We start from the raw sequence: 15,180 nt of genomic DNA on the forward strand, positions 1-15,180 counted from the left end.
ACGTCCGCCCCCAACGCCGAAAGCCCCTACGTGCTCGAGTCCCCCCTCGTGCCCGACGGTTCCACGCCAGGCACTCAGACCCCGTTGCGGTCTGAACGACCCCTGACCCGTCGAGAGCTTCGCGAACGCGAGCGCGCCGCCGAGCTGGCTGCGACCCCCGCCGCGCCCGTTCCGGCCGTCGTCGAGGAGCCCAGCGGGGTCGAGCTGTTCGACGCCATCATCTCGGGCGAGCCCGTGCCCGCGGAGGCCGTCGCGGCCGCCGCCGAGGCCGCGCCCGCCCGGGTCGAGGAGCACCCCGCCGCCCGCATCGCCGAGCCGCTTCCCGCGCCGGCCGAGGCGGAGCTCGCCGTGGCGGTGCCCACGATCCCGGCACCGGCCCCCGAGGCCCAGCTCAGCCGCCGCGCGCGGCTGCGCGACGAGGCGCCCACGGCGCGCTCGCGCCGCCTCGCGAAGGATCCCGCCCCGGTGCAGACCCCCGTCGCGGCCGCCCGCCCGCCGCGTTCGGCGAACGCCGCCTTCGCCGCCCCCGCCCGTGCGCGCCGCAGCGGCGCCAAGCTCACGAGCCTCGTCGCGATGGGCTTCGCCGCGATGCTCGCCGTCGCCACCTCCGTGCCCTCGCTGTCGCTGCTGAGCTCCGACGACGTGCAGGCGATGGCCCTCACCGGCACCGACTCCGGCCGCGAGGCGGGCCAGACGCTCGACACCAGCGGCGACGCCATCGCGGCGACCCCGCAGCTCGGTCTCGAGTCGTACAAGTCGCAGTCGATCGCCGAGTACGCCGCGGCGGCCGGCATCCGCGCCGAGGCGACCTTCACGAACAACCCGAACGGCACGATCCAGTGGCCCTTCGCGGTCGGCGTGCACATCGGCGACCGCTTCGGCTACCGCGACTGCGCCGGCTGCTCGAGCGACCACCACGGCCAGGACTTCAACCCGGGCCTCGGCGCCGACATCCAGGCCATCGCCGACGGCGTCGTCTCGCAGTCGACCGACAACGGCGGCTCGCTCGGCACCGTGATCATGATCGACCACGTCATCGACGGCCAGACCGTCACGAGCGTCTACGCGCACATGATCGAGGGCTCGCGCACGGTCGAGATCGGCGACACCGTGCACGTCGGTCAGGTCATCGGCGAGACGGGCAACACCGGCATGTCGACGGGCCCCCACCTGCACTTCGAGATCCGCATCGGCGGCATCAACGGCACCTGGGTCGACCCCCTCGAGTGGCTGTACGCCAACACGAACTGAGCCGACGCGTCGACGCCGACTGATCGGCGGCTGACCGGGTCGCTGCGCCGACCCTGGGGCCGGCGCAGCACGGCTCAGCGGGCGAGCCAGACCGTGGTGTCGGCGGGGAGGATGCCGCGGGCCACGTCGCCCGAGGCGAGCAGCGGCTGCGCGGCCGCGGCGGCGGCGTGTTCGTCGGGCAGCACCTGCGCGAGCGAGACCGTGGTGTCGCCGGTGTTCGCGACGACGAGCAGCGCGCCGTTCGTGAAGGCGACGAGGTCGGGCGCGTCGGGCGTCTCGATCCATTCGAGGGTGCCGTTCGCGAGGGCGTGCTCGCGGCGTAGGCGGAGGGCGGCGCGGTACATCGAGAGGGTCGAGCCGGGCGCGTCGTGTTGGCGGTCGCGGGCGTAGTCGGCCCACTCGGCGGGTTGGGGGAGCCAGGAGGCATCCGACGGGCCGAAGCCGAAGGAGGGCGAGCCGGCCTCCCAGGGGATGGGGACGCGGCAGCCGTCGCGGCCGTAGCGTTCGCCGTTCGTGCGGAACCAGGTCGGGTCCTGCCGGGCGTCGTCGGGGAGGTCGATGGCCTCGGGGAGGCCGAGCTCCTCGCCCTGGTAGAGGTAGGCGGAGCCGGGCAGGGCGAGCATGAGCGCGGTCGCGGCGCGGGCGCGGCGGAGCCCGGTGGCGGGGTCGCCGATGCCGGGGGTGCGGGGGCCGACGCCGTGGCCCTGGAGGTTGCCGACGGTGAGGGCGAGGCGGGTGGGGTGGCGCACGACGTCGTGGTTCGAGAGCACCCAGGTGGAGGGGGCGCCGACGGCGCCGAACGCGGCGAGGGACTCGTCGACGACGCGGCGCAGGGCGGCGGCCCGCCAGGGGGTCTCGAGGTAGGCGAAGTTGAAGGACTGGTGCATCTCGTCGGGGCGGACCCACTGGGCGACGCGGGCGAGGGGGTCGACCCAGGCCTCGGCGGCGAGGATGCGTTCGCCCGAGTAGCCGTCGAGCAGGGCGCGCCAGTCGCGGTAGATCTCGTGCACGCCGTCCTGCGCCCAGAACGGCGGGGCGTCGCCGGGCTCGGAGGAGATGTCGGGCTCGAGCGCGACGCCCGGCTCGGCGCTCGGCACGGGGCGTTCGGCGCCCGGTGCGTCGTCGGCGAGGCCGCCGGCGCCGCCCATGCTGCCGCCCTCGGCGGGCGGGGTCCAGTCGGGCAGGCCCTCGGCTTTGATGAGGCCGTGGGCGACGTCGACGCGGAAGCCGTCGACGCCGCGGTCGAGCCAGAACCGGAGGATGTCGCGGAACTCTTCGCGGACCTCGTCGTTCGTCCAGTCGAAGTCGGGCTGCGAGGAGTCGAAGAGGTGCAGGTACCACTGGCCCGGCTGCCCGTCGGCCTCGGTGACGCGGGTCCACGCGGGGCCGCCGAACACCGAGTCCCAGTTGTTCGGGGGCAGCTCGCCGGCCGCGCCGCGGCCGTCGCGGAACAGGTAGCGGGCCCGCTCGGCGCTGCCCGGCCCGGCGGCCAGGGCGGCCTGGAACCAGGCGTGTTCGTTCGAGGAGTGGTTCGGCACGAGGTCGACGATGACGCGGATGCCTCGCGCGTGCGCCTCGGCGAGCATCGCGTCGAAGTCGGCGAGGGTGCCGAACAGCGGGTCGACGTCGCGGTAGTCGGCGACGTCGTAGCCGGCGTCGTGCTGCGGGGAGGTGTAGAACGGCGAGAGCCAGATGGCGTCGACGCCGAGCTCGGCGAGCGCGCCGAGCCGGGAGGTGATGCCCGCGAGATCGCCCATGCCGTCGCCGTTCGCGTCCGCGAAACTGCGGGGGTAGATCTGGTAGATCACGGCCGTCCGCCACCACTCGCTCGTCATAGCGCTCACTGTACGCGACGGGTCCGACGGGGCTGTTTCCGGGAGCCGGCCTCGATTCGGCGGTGCGCCGCCGAGGTGCTATCCTCGAACGGTTGCCGAACGCGGCGACGCGCCCCGATAGCTCAGTGGTAGAGCACTTCCATGGTAAGGAAGGGGTCGTCAGTTCAATCCTGACTCGGGGCTCTGGTTCCCGGCTTCGGCCGGAGGCCTTGCGGCGGGGTAGCTCAGGTGGTTAGAGCACACGGCTCATAATCGTGGTGTCGCGGGTTCGAGTCCCGCCCTCGCTACCGGAAAAGCCCGGAACTCCAGGAGTTCCGGGCTTCTCTCGTCTCCGGGGCGGGTGCGACCGCTACTGTTCCTCGGCGGGCACGGCTTCCGCAGCCGCGTCGGCGCGCCGGGCCCGCACGTGGTCCCACCTGGCGAGGGCGAGGGCGAGCAGCGTCACCAGCACGAAGCCCCAGAGCAGCCACGGCGCCGCGGCGTCGAGCGCGTGCGCGAACGGCGAGGCGTACCAGGCGAGGGGCAGGGGCAGGTTCGTGCTGCCCTGTTCGTGCGCGGCCGCGAGGTCGAACTGCACGTCCCATGCCGGGGCCTCCGCCTCGGCGCCCGAGGCGTCGCGAAGCGTCACGTTGTAGGCGGGGAAGAGTCGGGACACCGCCTCGTCGTCCACCTGGACGACGAAGTCCGAGCTGCCCTTCCCGGCTGTGCGATCGCCGTAGCTGTCGAGTTCCTCCGGCAGGGCCCCGCCCTCGCGGTCGTCGATCACGACGTACCCGCCGAGGGCGTCGTACATGTCGCGGAGCTCGCCGGCGTCGTCGATGGCCTGGCCGCGCACCTGGCGCGATGCGGGGGGCTCCTCGCCGGGCATGAGGAAGCCGATGTCGGCGTCCACCGGCACTTCGGCGCCGACGTAGGACGTCGTGTCGACGGCTTCGATCCCGAACACCTGCGGGTCGACCAGCGCAGGGAGGCCGTTGATCAGACGGAGTTCGGTCGTCGCGCCGGACGCGTCGCGGACGACGAGGGTGTCCGGTGCGTCGATCCGGACGCCGCCGGCGGGGATCCGCGGCATGCCGACGCCCGCCGTCATCAGGCCGGTCGCGACGGCGAGCAGGGTGCCGGCGCCGGCGATCGCCAGCCACCATCGAACACGGGTCTTCGCTGAGTGCTGTGTCATGTCTCCCACGCCGGATCGCTTCGCTTGCCGACTTCCATCCTGACGGATCGGAGTCGATTCTCCGAAGCCGCCGGCGCGGAGCTTGGTCGCCCCAGGATGGCCAGTGCGCCGGATTCTCTCGATGAATCCCTGCAATGTTAATGATGCACGGCTCGATCCATGGCATCCCAAATCCGGCAAAATGCTTGTCTGCGCGTCCCGCTCGTGCAAGTCTGGGCACTGACGGGACGGAAACCCGGCCGCATCCGGCCGGTCCGGCGACGGTCGACCGCCCGGCGCGAAGGGGGTGCGAGATGCGCGAGGCTCAGCGAAACGGCAGGCCGGGGAGGCGCTGGCCGGCGGCGGCCGTCGCGGGGCTGCTGCTCGGCGGCCTCGTCGTTCCGGCCGGTTCCGGTGCGGTCGCCGCGCCCGGCAATCCCGGCGTACCCGGCCCGGCCCAGGAGGTCTATCGCGAAGGGTTCGAGAACGCGACGGGAGCGACCGCGATCCGACTGCCGGCGTACGTCGGCGCAGAAGGGGAGCGCTACACCTCCGATCCGTTCTGGGTCATGCAGGACCAGTGCAACGGCGTCGTGCTCCGCTACGACGGGACCGTCTATCCCGCCGGCTACTGCACGACCGGCAACGGCTCGCAGAACAACGTGCGGCGCATGGCCGACGTGCTCGGTCAGGTCGAAGCCGGCGTCGTCGGCAGCACGAACCCGGCCGCGCCAGTCGAGGCGTCGACGCCGCAGAGCCGGGCGAACCACGCCGTCACGGCCTGGACGGGCAACGTCAACGGACCGAGCAACGCGATCACCCTGGAGACGCCCCAGTTCGACCTCGCAGGGCAGGGCGCGAGGTTCTTCACGGCCTCGGTCAACGTCGCCGAACTGTCCTGCACCTTCCAGGGCGGCGCAAACAACTCGCGGTTGACCTTCGCGCTCGTCTCAGGCGGGCAGGAGCTGATGCTCACGAACACGCCGATCCGCGCGTGCACCGACACCCAGGTCCGGTACTACACCTCGCCGACGCTGCCCGGCGGCTGGGGCAACGGCGGGGCCTACGTGGCGGCCGGTCGCTTCTTCGCCGACAGCTCGTACCTCGTCGACCCGGACCTGGCCCCGACGATGAGCCTGCGCATGCGCAACCTCACCGGCAGCAGCTCCGGCAACGACTTCGCGTACGACGAGGTCCGGTTGTTCGACGCCACCCCGCAGCTGGACAAGTCGTTCTCGCCGAGCTCCGTGCCGGTCAACGGGCGCTCGACCCTGACCTTCACCGTCACGAACACCGACGATCTCGCCGAGAAGCGCGGCTGGGGCTTCGTCGACACGCTGCCCGCCGGCCTCGTGGTCGCCGACCCCGCGAACATCGGCGGCAGTTGCACGGCGACGACGACCGCGGCGCCCGGCTCCGGCGTCATCACGATCGAGGACGGCGTGCTCGCCGCCGACGAGGCATCCTGCACTGTCACCGTCGAGGTGACCTCGCCCGCCCCCGGCCCGAGCGAGGACTCGCCCGTCGTCTACGCGAACTGCCCCGCGAACGTGCAGACCTTCGGCCTCGATGCGCCGGCCTGCGCGACCGTCGAGTTCTTCACCGAGCCGCACCTCACCCTCGCGAAGCAGCACGACGGCACCGGCGCCTCGCGCCCGGGCGACACCGTGCGGTACACGGTGACGGCGACGAACGACGGCACCGGCGACTACACCGCGGCCGACCCGGCCGTCGTCGTCGACGACCTCACCGGCGTGCTCGACGACGCGGCGTTCGTCGACGGCTCGCTCCGGGCCGAGATCGACGGCGTGCCGGTCGGCCCGCCGGCCCGCTCTGGGGACCGCATCGCGTGGCAGGGGCCGCTGCGCGTCGGCCAGACGGTGACCATCAGCTACGAGGTGGTGCTCGGATCCGGCGGCGATCATCGCGTGCGCAACGTCGCGTTCCCCTCGGAGACCCCGTTCGACCCGGATGCCCCGCCGCCGACGCCCGCGTGCGGGGAGGCCGGCAGCGTGTGCACGGAACTGCTGCTGCCCGCCATCCGCCTCGAGAAGAGCACCCAGGAGACCTCGATGAGCTGGGGCGGCCGCCTGCACTACGTGTTCACCGTCACGAACACCGGGCAGGTCCCGCTCGACGAGATCCGCATCGACGAGACCGCCTTCGACGGGAGCGGCGAGATGTCCGCGACCGTCTGCGACGCCACGAGCCTCCAGCCCGGCGCATCGACGAGCTGCCGCGCCACGTACACGGTCACCGGCGCCGACATGGACCGTGGCAGCCTCGACAACACCGCGACGGCGACGGGCACCCCGCCCGCCGGAGACCCGGTCGTCTCCGCGCCCGACGACCACCGGCTCACCGGCGAGCGGACGCCAAAGCTCACGATCGAGAAGTTCTCGAACGCCACGGCCCTGGTCGCGGGCGAGCGCATCTCGTTCTGGTTCGTGGTGCGCAACGAGGGCAACGTGACGATCCGCGACCTCGTCGTGACGGAGGAGCGGTTCACCGGTTCCGGCGCGCCGCCCGAGATCAGCTGTCCGGGCGACGAGCTCGCCGCCTTCACCCAGATGACCTGCCGCGCGAGCTACCTCGTCACCCAGGAGGACGTCGACCGCGGCGAACTCGTGAACACGGCGTCGGTCACCGGGACCGATCCGGAGGGCGAGCCCGTCGACGGCGGCGAGTCCACGGTCGACGTGCCGACGCAGCCGGCACCCGGACTCCAGATCCGGAAGACGACCGCCACGCAGACCCTGATCGCCGGGGAGGACATCACCTACTGGTTCCAGGTTCGGAACACGGGCAACATGACGCTCGACGAGATCACCGTCGTCGAGACCGAGTTCAGCGGCTCGGGCACGCTCTCCGCCATCACCTGCCAGCGCACCACCCTGCCGCCGCAAGACACCACGTGGTGCCGCGCCGACTACACCGTGACGCAGGCCGACGTCGACGCCGGCTTCATCGAGAACGCCGCCACCGCGACCGGCGTCACACGGGACGGCGCGGACGTCACCGCGAACGAGTCGGAGCAGCGGATCCCGAGCCAGCAGGCGCCGGCGCTCACCCTCGAGAAGACCGCGGACGCCGCCGAGCTCGTGGTCGGCGAGACGGTGACGTACACCTTCCGCGTCACCAACACGGGCAATGTCACCGTCGGCAATGTGCGCATCGAGGAGATCTCCTTCGACGGGAACGGCGCGCTCGGCGCGATCGAGTGCCCCGCCGATCGGCCCCTCGCGCCGACGGAATCGCTCAACTGCACGGCGGAGTACGAGGTGGTGCAGGCCGACCTCGATCAGGGCGGGGTGCGGAACACCGCCGTCGCCGAGGGCACGCGACCCGGCGGAGAGACGGTCGCGAGCGCGCCCGACGACGCGACCGTGCCCGGCGGCGGCGCTCCGGCGCTCACGATCGAGAAGACCGCGGACCCCGCGCGGATGACGGCGGGCGGGCTCATCACCTACACCTTCCTCATTCGGAACTCGGGGAACGTGACCGTCACCGACGTCTCGGTCGTCGAGGGCGGCTTCACCGGCTCCGGCGCGCTCGGCGCGATCAGCTGCCCCGACGACGCCCGACGGCTGGCTCCCGGCGAGTCGGTGCGGTGCACGGCCACGTACCGGGCGACGCAGGCCGACGTCGACCGCGGCAGCATCGACAACTCGGCCACCGCGAGCGGAACGGTGCCCGGCGGGGCGGCGGTCGAGTCCGCACCGGACGACGCACGCGTCACGGCCGAGCCGGCGCCCGCGCTGCGCCTCGTGAAGAGCGCCGATACCGACACCCTGGTCGCGGGTGAGACGGTGACCTACACCTTCGTGGTGACGAACACGGGCAACGTCACGCTCACCGGCGTCCTGATCACCGAAGACGAGTGGACCGGCGACGGCGATGCGCCCGAGGTCGTCTGCCCCGCCGATCAGGCCGCCTCGCTCGCGCCCGGCGCCGAACTGCGGTGCACGGCCGAGTACCTCGTGACGCAGGCCGACGTCGACGCCGGCGAGGTCTTCAACCAGGCCGGCGCGAGCGGGCAGCCGCCGCGCGGGGATCGGGTCTTCTCGCCGCCCTCCTCGGTGCGGCTGACCACCGACTCCGCACCCGCCCTGACGGTCGTGAAGAGCGTCGAGCCCGACGAGCTCGTCGCCGGCGAGACGATCACCTACCGCTTCGTCGTCACGAACACGGGCAACGTGACGTTGCACGACGTGCGCGTCCGCGAGGACGCGTTCACCGGAGCCGGCGCGCTCGGCGAGCCGAGCTGCACGCCCGCGGAGCTGCAGGCGGCGCTGCCACCGGATGAGCAGCTCGTCTGCACCGCGGAGTACGTCGTGCAGCAGGCCGACGTCGACCGCGGTTCCATCCGGAACACGGCGACCGCGCTCGGCACGCCGCCCGGTGCCGACGAGCCGGTCGAGTCGGAGCCCTCGGACGCCGCCATCCCCGCGGAGCCCGATCCTCGCCTCTCCCTCCGCAAGACCGCGAGCACGGGGCAGCTCGTCGCGGGTGAGACGATCACCTACACCTTCGCGATCACCAACACCGGCAACGTCACCCTGCGCGACGTGACCGTCGCCGAAGGGTCGTTCACCGGGGCCGGTGAGCTCTCCGAGATCCGCTGCCCCGCCGAGGCGGACGCGCTCGTTCCCGGTCGCACCGTGCGCTGCACGGCCGACTACCTCGTGCAGCAGGCCGATGTCGATCGCGGCTCGATCGAGAACACGGCGACCGCGCTCGGCACGCCGCCCGGTGCCGACGAGCCGGTCGAGTCGGAGCCCTCGGACGCCACCGTCACCGCTGAGCCGGAGCCCTCGTTCGAGCTCGTGAAGGCCACCGAGGCGGAGTCCTTCCGAGTCGGTGACACGATCACCTACACCTTCGAGGTGCGCAACACGGGCAACGTCACCCTCCGCGGCATCGCCATCGACGAACTCGACTTCTCCGGCGACGGCGAACTCTCGGCGATCAGCTGCCCGCCGGAGGCGGCGGCGCTGCCGCCCGGCGAGGCGGTGGTGTGCACCGCGGACTACGCGCCGACCCAGGGCGACGTCGAGCGCGGCCGCATCGACAACACGGCGGCGGCGCGGGCGACCCCGCCGCAGGGCGACGAACTCGAGTCGGACCCGTCCGAGGCATCCGTCCCGGCGGAGCGGATCCCGGGCATCGCCCTCGTGAAGTCGGCCGACCGCAGCGAGCTCGTCGCGGGCGAGACGATCACGTATACCTTCGTCGTCACCAACACGGGCAACGTGTCGCTGCGCGACATCGCCGTGGACGAGGGCGCGTTCTCCGGTGCGGGCGAACTGTCCGACGTCAGCTGCCCGGGCACGGGTCCGCTCGCGCCGGGCGAGCAGCTCGTCTGCACCGCAGAGTACGTGGTGCAGCAGGCCGACGTCGACCGCGGCACGATCGAGAACACGGCGACCGCGCGCGGCACCCCGCCCGGCGGTGACCCGACCGGTTCCGAGCCGTCCTCGGCGCGCGTGCCGCAGGACCCGGCGCCCGCGATCGCCCTCGTGAAGACCGCCGCCACCGAGCGCATCACGGCCCCCGGTCAACGGGTGCGCTACGAGTTCCTCGTGACGAACACCGGCAACGTGACGCTCGATCGCGTCCGGATCGCCGAGGGCGAGTTCACCGGTCACGGCGAGCTGCCGACGCCGAGCTGCCCGGAGGGCCCGCTCGCGCCTGGCGAGTCGATGCGCTGCACGACGACGTACACGGTCGTCGCCGACGACCTCGGCGGAGCGCCGCTGCGCAACACCGCGACGGCGACCGCCGAGGGGCCGGGCGGCAGTCCGGTCGCCGCACCGCCCTCGACGGCGGAGGTCCCCACGGTGCTGCGCCCGGTCGAGTCGCGCCCCGGCGGACTCGCGCGGAGCGGATTCGACGCCGGGCCCGCGCTGATCGTCCCGGTGCTGCTCCTGCTCCTCGGGGGCATCGCAGCCGCGATCTCGCGCCGGCCCGGCCGGCGGCGTGCGGGGTGATGCCGTGAGGATAGACGCGGAAAAACCGAGCAGAGATTCGCGTGACGTTGGTGACAAAAGACGGGGGAATTGTTCGATCGCTGCCTGTGGATAACTAAACCGAACGTCCGGCTTATTTCGTTACCGTGTTCGGGTTGCCTCAATCGAACACGGGCAGCGATAGGAGATCGATGATGGATCGGAACGCGTATGGTCGGCACACATCCCGAAGGCGGCGGGCAAGTCTCGGCGCTGCTGCGTTCGGCCTTGCATTGGCCGGTGCCATCGGCGCAGTTGTTAGCCCGGCCTCTGCGGCGGAGTACACCTGGCTCTCGAAATCGGTGAACCCAAACGGGTCCTGGTACTCGGATCGCAGCACGGGAGCAACAAGCTTTTCGCGTACTGGTGTCTCCGCGAAGATCGACGGCGCGGACGGATACACGTGGAAGACCGTCGCTTGGTACAACGGATACTCGAACACCGGCCAAGGGATGGCGACTCAGAACGGCCCTCGTGGCTACGGGGAGACGAAGGCTCAGTTTACGTTCTTGCCTGGTACTGGGGAAAACGATCGGATCGAGGTCAAGGCTTGGCTCCTAAATGCTGTTCTGGGGCGTTCGGCGCAACAAACGCTGGACGCGAGTGACAGCGAGAGCAACATCGAGCCTCCGGCAAGCGTGAACGTCACCGCAGCTGACCTTCGCAACGGGCAAACTGACGGATTCACGCTCACGTCATACGGAGAGACTGGTGGCGGTGAACTCTGGTCCGGTGTGACAAGTGATGGCGAGACCTGCATCTTCGTTCTGCAGGACGAGGAGTATGTCGGCTCGAGTTGCGCGGAAGCTGCGAGCTTTGCAGCGCACGGCCTCAGTCTGCACATGGAGGGTCCGAATGAGTCGCTCCAAGTCGCGCTCGCTCCTTCGGGCGGGATAACTGAGGAAGCCGCCGCGGCGGCAGGCCTTGTGCGGCTCACCGATGCGGTCGCGATTAATGCCGGTGAACCAGTCAGCGGGCATGTCGTTGCGAGAAGCGGAACGACGAATCGGTCCGCTGTCGCAGCTCCCACGACTATCGTGTTGGTCAAGGGACCGGGCGCGTAGAGCGAAAGGTGGCCGCCATGGACGATCAGCACAGGCAAGAATTCGGCCAGATGCCTGGCATGAGCGAAGCCCCGCTCAATCCGTCGTTTCGTGACGGCCCCGCCTCGAAGCCGATGCGGGTACCGTGGTGGAAACCTGCGCTGGTCATCGTCGCGGCCGCCGGAGCATTCATCGTGCTCGTGAACTTGGTGTAGTCGGGCGCAGCCGCGATCTCGCGCCGGCCCGGCCGGCGGCGCCCGGGGTGATGCCGCTCGAAGCCGCGCTGTCAACCCCTATCCTGCGACGCCCGCCGGGTGTGGAATGAACCCGTCGCACTAGGGAGCGATCAACGCACGGAATGGGGTGGCCCGGTGCGCGGTCTCGGACCGCGAGCCGGGCCTATTCCGTGCCGGGAGCCCTGCGGCCTTCCGTGTCGGCGATGGTCATGGAGGCGTGCGTTCGTCGGAGGCGCGACGTACGGTCGAAAGCATGAAGGTCACGATCATCGCGACGAACCCGTCATCGGGCGAGGCGGTCGTCGTCGAGGCCGACGGCGCCGACGAGCAGACCGCGACGGCCGCGGCGAAGGCGCAGATCCCCGAGGGCTGGAAGGCCGTCAGCATCCGCCGGGTGTGAGTCCGGGGCGGGCGCGGGCCGGCGCTCAGGCGAACGCGGCGGCGCGCGCCGCCAGCCACTCGTCGTACTGCGCCCACGGATCGTCGACGCCGAGCGCGAGCGCGGCGACGTGCGCGTCGAGCTCGGCCGTGCGCTCGAACCACTCGGTGCCCGGGATGCGGGAGACCGCGAACTGCTCGTGCCGGCGGCGCTCGCTCGCCCGGCCCCCGGGCTCGAGCGCGAGCAGCTCGTCGTGGGGGAGCGCGGCGACCCGGGCCCGCAGCCGCCCGCTCGTGCCGATCTTGATGCGGTCGTCGAAGCGCAGGTAGTACACGACCTCGACGACGGGAGCGCCGAACTCGCGGTCGGGCACGTCGCCGGCGCGCCAGCCGCAGCGCTCGCACAGGGTGCCGTCGGGGTAGCGCACGCCCACCCGGCCGCCGCAGGCGAGGCAGGGCGAGAGCAGCAGCCCGCGCGCGCCGAACTCGCCCTCGGCCCAGTCGAGCGCGACGGCGAGGTGGGCCGCGCAGAGTGCGAGCGGCGCACCGGGCGCCGTCGGCGTCGGGCAGGGGGCGCCCGAGGCATCCGTCAGTGCGCAGCGCTCGTCCACGCCTGCACCGTACGCCGCACCGGCGACATCGACGCCGCGGATGCCCCGGCTCAGCGCCGCGCGCGGACGGGGCGGAGCACCGTGCGCAGCACTGGGCCGAGCGGCGAACGCGACACGGCACGTCGGAGCCGCTGCAGCCGGGACTGCGGCGTCGCGCGCCGCCGCTCGAGGGCGCGCTCGAACTCGAGCGCCCACTTCGCGACCACCCGGTCCTCGTCGAAGTCGCGCGCGGCCTGCATCGCCCGCCGGCGCATCGCGGACACGCGGGCGGCGGGCATCGCCTCCAACCGCTGCACGGCGCGGGCGAGCCCGGCGACGTCGCCCTCCGGCACCAGGAAGCCGTTCCGCCCGTCGCGGATCAGATCGGCGGGGCCGTAGCGGATGTCGTAGGCGATCGGCAGGCAGCCCGCGGCCATGCTCTCGACGAGGACGAGCGGGAAGCCCTCCGAACGGGAGGTCAGCAGCATGAACGAGGCGCCGTCGAGGTGCTGCCTCGCCGACGGGTCGTAGCCGTGCAGCACCACGCCCGGCGCCTCGGCGGCGAGCGCCTCGATCTCGGCGCGGCACTCGCCGTCGCCGTACACGTCGAGCCGCACGGGCGTCGCCCGCCCCTCGTTGGCGATGGCCATCGCGCGCACCGCGTGCTGCACCCGCTTGCGGCGGGTGAGCGCGGCGAGCACCACGCCGCCCGCGCGCGGGCGCACGATCGTCGGTGCGGCGTCGGCGCGGGCGGGGCGCGCGTTGGGGATGACGACCACGTTGGGGCGGGCGCCGACGAGCTCGGCGACCTCCTGCGCCTGGCGCTTCGACAGCAGCGCGACGAGGTCGAACTCGTCGATGCGGTCGAAGACCTCCCGCCGGGAGGCGCGGACCGGATGCGTCTCGCCGCCGCCCGAGCGGTGCGAAGCGTGCACGACGTGCGCCGTGACGACGTGCTTGCGCCGATAGCCGAGCATGAACGGGGCGATCGTCTTGCTGTCGACGATCATGAAGCTGCGCTCGCCGGCCGTGAGCGCGTCGAGCCAGGCCGTGTAGAGGTGCCAGATGCGCGCCCACGAGCGCACCGGCTCGCCGTGCGCGTCGCAGAGCACGACCGAGCGGCCGCCGAGGGCGCCGCGCTCCTTCGTGTCGCGGCGGTCGCTCAGCAGGAGCGTGCCGTCGGCGCGCAGGTGGTCGATCTGCAGGAGCCGGCCGTCGGCGTCGTGCCGGAGCCGCGCCATCACGCGGTCGCCGCGGCGCAGCAGCTCGTCGGCCTCGGCCTCGCCGAGCGGGGTGAAGGCGTCGCGGTCGAGGCGGAGCGAGCCGCCGGGCAGCGGATGCTCCCGCAGCCACTCGTACAGGTTGCGCAGCCGCACGCCGTCGGCGAGGGCGCCGCGAGCGCGGAGCCCTGCCTCGAGCCCCGGCACGTCGGGGTGGGCGTCGAAGGTCAGCACGTCGACCGGGGTGCCCGCGAGCCGCGCGAAGGAGGCGCAGCGCGCGAGCATCGCCTGCGTCATGCCGCCGTAGTCGCTCGGAATCGCCCACGTCACCGCGAACTGCCGCCCCCGCGGCATCCGCACCTGCGGCGCAGTCCGCACCGCCACCCCCCGATCGCTCATGCGACGACGGTAGCGGCGGAGCCTTGGCGCCGGCTGGGCGGCCCCTGTGCGCCGCGGCCCGTCGCGCTCAGTAGCGCAGTGTCGTGAGCACCGCCAGGTGGTCGCTCGCGCCGGCGGGGATCACGGTGTTCTCGACCGGCGTCAGCCCGCGCTGGAAGAGGTGGTCGATGCGGGCGACCGGGAACGCGGCCGGCCAGGTGAAGCCGAACGACGGCTCCGACTGGCCCGGTTCGCTCAGCGTGCGCCGGATGCCCGCGAGCGCGGGATCGGTCGACGCCGCGTTGAAGTCGCCGAGCGCGACCACCCGTTCGTTCTCGTCGCGGTCGATGACGGCGGAGAGCTCGTCGAGCATCGTGTCACGGTCGGACTGGGCGCCCGGCCGCAGCGAGGCGGCGTGCACGACGTAGACGCTGACGAGGCCCGCCGGCGCCGAGATGTCGACCGTGAGCGCCCGGTTCCAGCCGAGGCCGAGCTCGAGCGGACGGGCGTTCGAGATCGGCGAGGTGCTCCAGATGCCGACGGTGCCCACCGCGTAGGAGTACGGATGGCTCGCCTCGAGCGCGGCATCCGCCTGCGCCCTGGCGTCGCCCTCGAGCTCGGTGAGCGCGATGACGTCGGCACCCGCGGCGACGAGCGTCGTCGCGGAGTCGGCCGCCGTGCCCGAGAGAGCCTCGACGTTCTGGCTCGCGAAGACGAGCTCGGCCGGGGCCTCCGCGGCGTCCGCCGCGCCGACGCCGTCCGAGGCGGGCAGCCAGGCGAAGGAGGGGCCGACGGCGAACGCCCAGGCGATGGCGGGCACGAGGGCGACGAGCCAGGTGCGGCCACGCACCGCGAGCGCGGCGACGAGCAGCGGCACGAGCAGCAGCCCGAGCCAGGGCAGCGCGGTCGACACCGCCGAGCCGACGAAGCCGGGCACGAGGCCGAGCAGCACCACCGCCGTGAACGCGAGCGCCAGGACCGCGACCGCTCGGCGGCGGCCCAGCCCGCGCCGCGCATCGGGGCCGCGGGCAGGCGCGGCGGCCGACGTGGCTGGGGGCTGGGGAAGCGTGCGCGTCATAGTGGGG

10 protein-coding genes and 2 tRNA genes are annotated in these 15,180 nt (G+C 72.5%); 7 read left to right on the plus strand and 5 right to left on the minus strand.

All coding sequences use genetic code 11. The features are described from left to right. The first annotated feature begins 84 nt into the window (after positions 1–84). Entirely contained in the window at positions 85–1,251 is a 1,167-nt protein-coding gene (locus IEY71_RS12045; RefSeq protein ID WP_189085568.1) for a M23 family metallopeptidase, read from the plus strand. A 74-nt stretch (positions 1,252–1,325) separates the two neighbouring features. On the opposite strand, the gene IEY71_RS12050 is transcribed toward IEY71_RS12045, so the two are convergent. After that, the gene (locus IEY71_RS12050; RefSeq protein WP_189085569.1) at positions 1,326–3,086 is read right to left on the minus strand and encodes a glycoside hydrolase family 13 protein; all 1,761 of its coding nucleotides are present in this window, start codon (positions 3,084–3,086) and stop codon (positions 1,326–1,328) included. A gap of 111 nt (positions 3,087–3,197) precedes the next feature. On the opposite strand from IEY71_RS12050, the gene IEY71_RS12055 reads away from it, so the two are divergent. Together IEY71_RS12055 and IEY71_RS12060 are read left to right on the plus strand one after the other, a co-directional pair. After that, positions 3,198–3,269 (plus strand) — tRNA-Thr (locus IEY71_RS12055). Between the two features lie 30 nt (positions 3,270–3,299). Further along, positions 3,300–3,373: transfer RNA gene (locus IEY71_RS12060), tRNA-Met, on the plus strand. Positions 3,374–3,435: 62 nt separating this feature from the next. On the opposite strand, the gene IEY71_RS12065 is transcribed toward IEY71_RS12060, so the two are convergent. Next, complete coding sequence (locus IEY71_RS12065; protein WP_189085570.1) at positions 3,436–4,263, minus strand: hypothetical protein; 828 nt, start codon at positions 4,261–4,263, stop codon at positions 3,436–3,438. A 293-nt stretch (positions 4,264–4,556) separates the two neighbouring features. On the opposite strand from IEY71_RS12065, the gene IEY71_RS12070 reads away from it, so the two are divergent. The 4 genes from IEY71_RS12070 (at position 4,557) to IEY71_RS12085 (ending at position 11,929) form a co-directional block, all read left to right on the plus strand. Further along, positions 4,557–10,232 carry a CLIPPER-2 domain-containing protein gene (locus tag IEY71_RS12070; RefSeq protein WP_189085571.1) on the plus strand — a complete coding sequence of 1,892 codons (5,676 nt, stop codon included), beginning with the start codon at positions 4,557–4,559 and terminating at the stop codon, positions 10,230–10,232. Between the two features lie 173 nt (positions 10,233–10,405). Then, a complete protein-coding gene (locus tag IEY71_RS12075) occupies positions 10,406–11,314 on the plus strand; it encodes a hypothetical protein (protein ID WP_189085572.1) in 909 nt (302 codons plus the stop codon). Positions 11,315–11,331: 17 nt separating this feature from the next. After that, positions 11,332–11,508 carry a hypothetical protein gene (locus tag IEY71_RS12080; protein ID WP_189085573.1) on the plus strand — a complete coding sequence of 59 codons (177 nt, stop codon included), beginning with the start codon at positions 11,332–11,334 and terminating at the stop codon, positions 11,506–11,508. Between the two features lie 274 nt (positions 11,509–11,782). Next, positions 11,783–11,929, plus strand: a complete 147-nt coding sequence (locus tag IEY71_RS12085; RefSeq protein ID WP_189085574.1) for a hypothetical protein — start codon at positions 11,783–11,785, stop codon at positions 11,927–11,929. 25 nt (positions 11,930–11,954) lie between these two features. On the opposite strand, the gene IEY71_RS12090 is transcribed toward IEY71_RS12085, so the two are convergent. The 3 genes from IEY71_RS12090 to IEY71_RS12100 form a co-directional block, all read right to left on the minus strand. Further along, positions 11,955–12,518: a GIY-YIG nuclease family protein gene (locus IEY71_RS12090; RefSeq protein WP_229781715.1), complete on the minus strand. Its 564-nt coding sequence runs from the start codon at positions 12,516–12,518 to the stop codon at positions 11,955–11,957. Positions 12,519–12,568: 50 nt separating this feature from the next. Then, positions 12,569–14,116 carry a glycosyltransferase gene (locus IEY71_RS12095; RefSeq protein WP_189085575.1) on the minus strand — a complete coding sequence of 516 codons (1,548 nt, stop codon included), beginning with the start codon at positions 14,114–14,116 and terminating at the stop codon, positions 12,569–12,571. A 67-nt stretch (positions 14,117–14,183) separates the two neighbouring features. Further along, positions 14,184–15,173 (minus strand): endonuclease/exonuclease/phosphatase family protein, encoded by a 990-nt coding sequence (locus tag IEY71_RS12100; protein ID WP_189085576.1) that lies wholly within the window; start codon positions 15,171–15,173, stop codon positions 14,184–14,186. Positions 15,174–15,180: the final 7 nt, after the last annotated feature.

This window comes from Agromyces mediolanus (assembly GCF_014648575.1).
In the GTDB taxonomy this organism is placed as follows: Bacteria; Actinomycetota; Actinomycetes; order Actinomycetales; family Microbacteriaceae; genus Agromyces; species Agromyces mediolanus.

What these genes read in the sequence shown, in the direction of transcription:
- IEY71_RS12095 (WP_189085575.1), bottom strand. Translation starts at nt 14,116, where the DNA reads ATGAGCGATCGGGGGGTGGCGGTGCGGACTGCGCCGCAGGTGCGGATG.
- IEY71_RS12080 (WP_189085573.1), top strand. Translation starts at nt 11,332, where the DNA reads ATGGACGATCAGCACAGGCAAGAATTCGGCCAGATGCCTGGCATGAGC.
- IEY71_RS12065 (WP_189085570.1), bottom strand. Translation starts at nt 4,263, where the DNA reads ATGACACAGCACTCAGCGAAGACCCGTGTTCGATGGTGGCTGGCGATC.
- IEY71_RS12100 (WP_189085576.1), bottom strand. Translation starts at nt 15,173, where the DNA reads ATGACGCGCACGCTTCCCCAGCCCCCAGCCACGTCGGCCGCCGCGCCT.
- IEY71_RS12075 (WP_189085572.1), top strand. Translation starts at nt 10,406, where the DNA reads ATGGATCGGAACGCGTATGGTCGGCACACATCCCGAAGGCGGCGGGCA.
- IEY71_RS12050 (WP_189085569.1), bottom strand. Translation starts at nt 3,086, where the DNA reads ATGACGAGCGAGTGGTGGCGGACGGCCGTGATCTACCAGATCTACCCC.
- IEY71_RS12085 (WP_189085574.1), top strand. Translation starts at nt 11,783, where the DNA reads ATGAAGGTCACGATCATCGCGACGAACCCGTCATCGGGCGAGGCGGTC.
- IEY71_RS12070 (WP_189085571.1), top strand. Translation starts at nt 4,557, where the DNA reads ATGCGCGAGGCTCAGCGAAACGGCAGGCCGGGGAGGCGCTGGCCGGCG.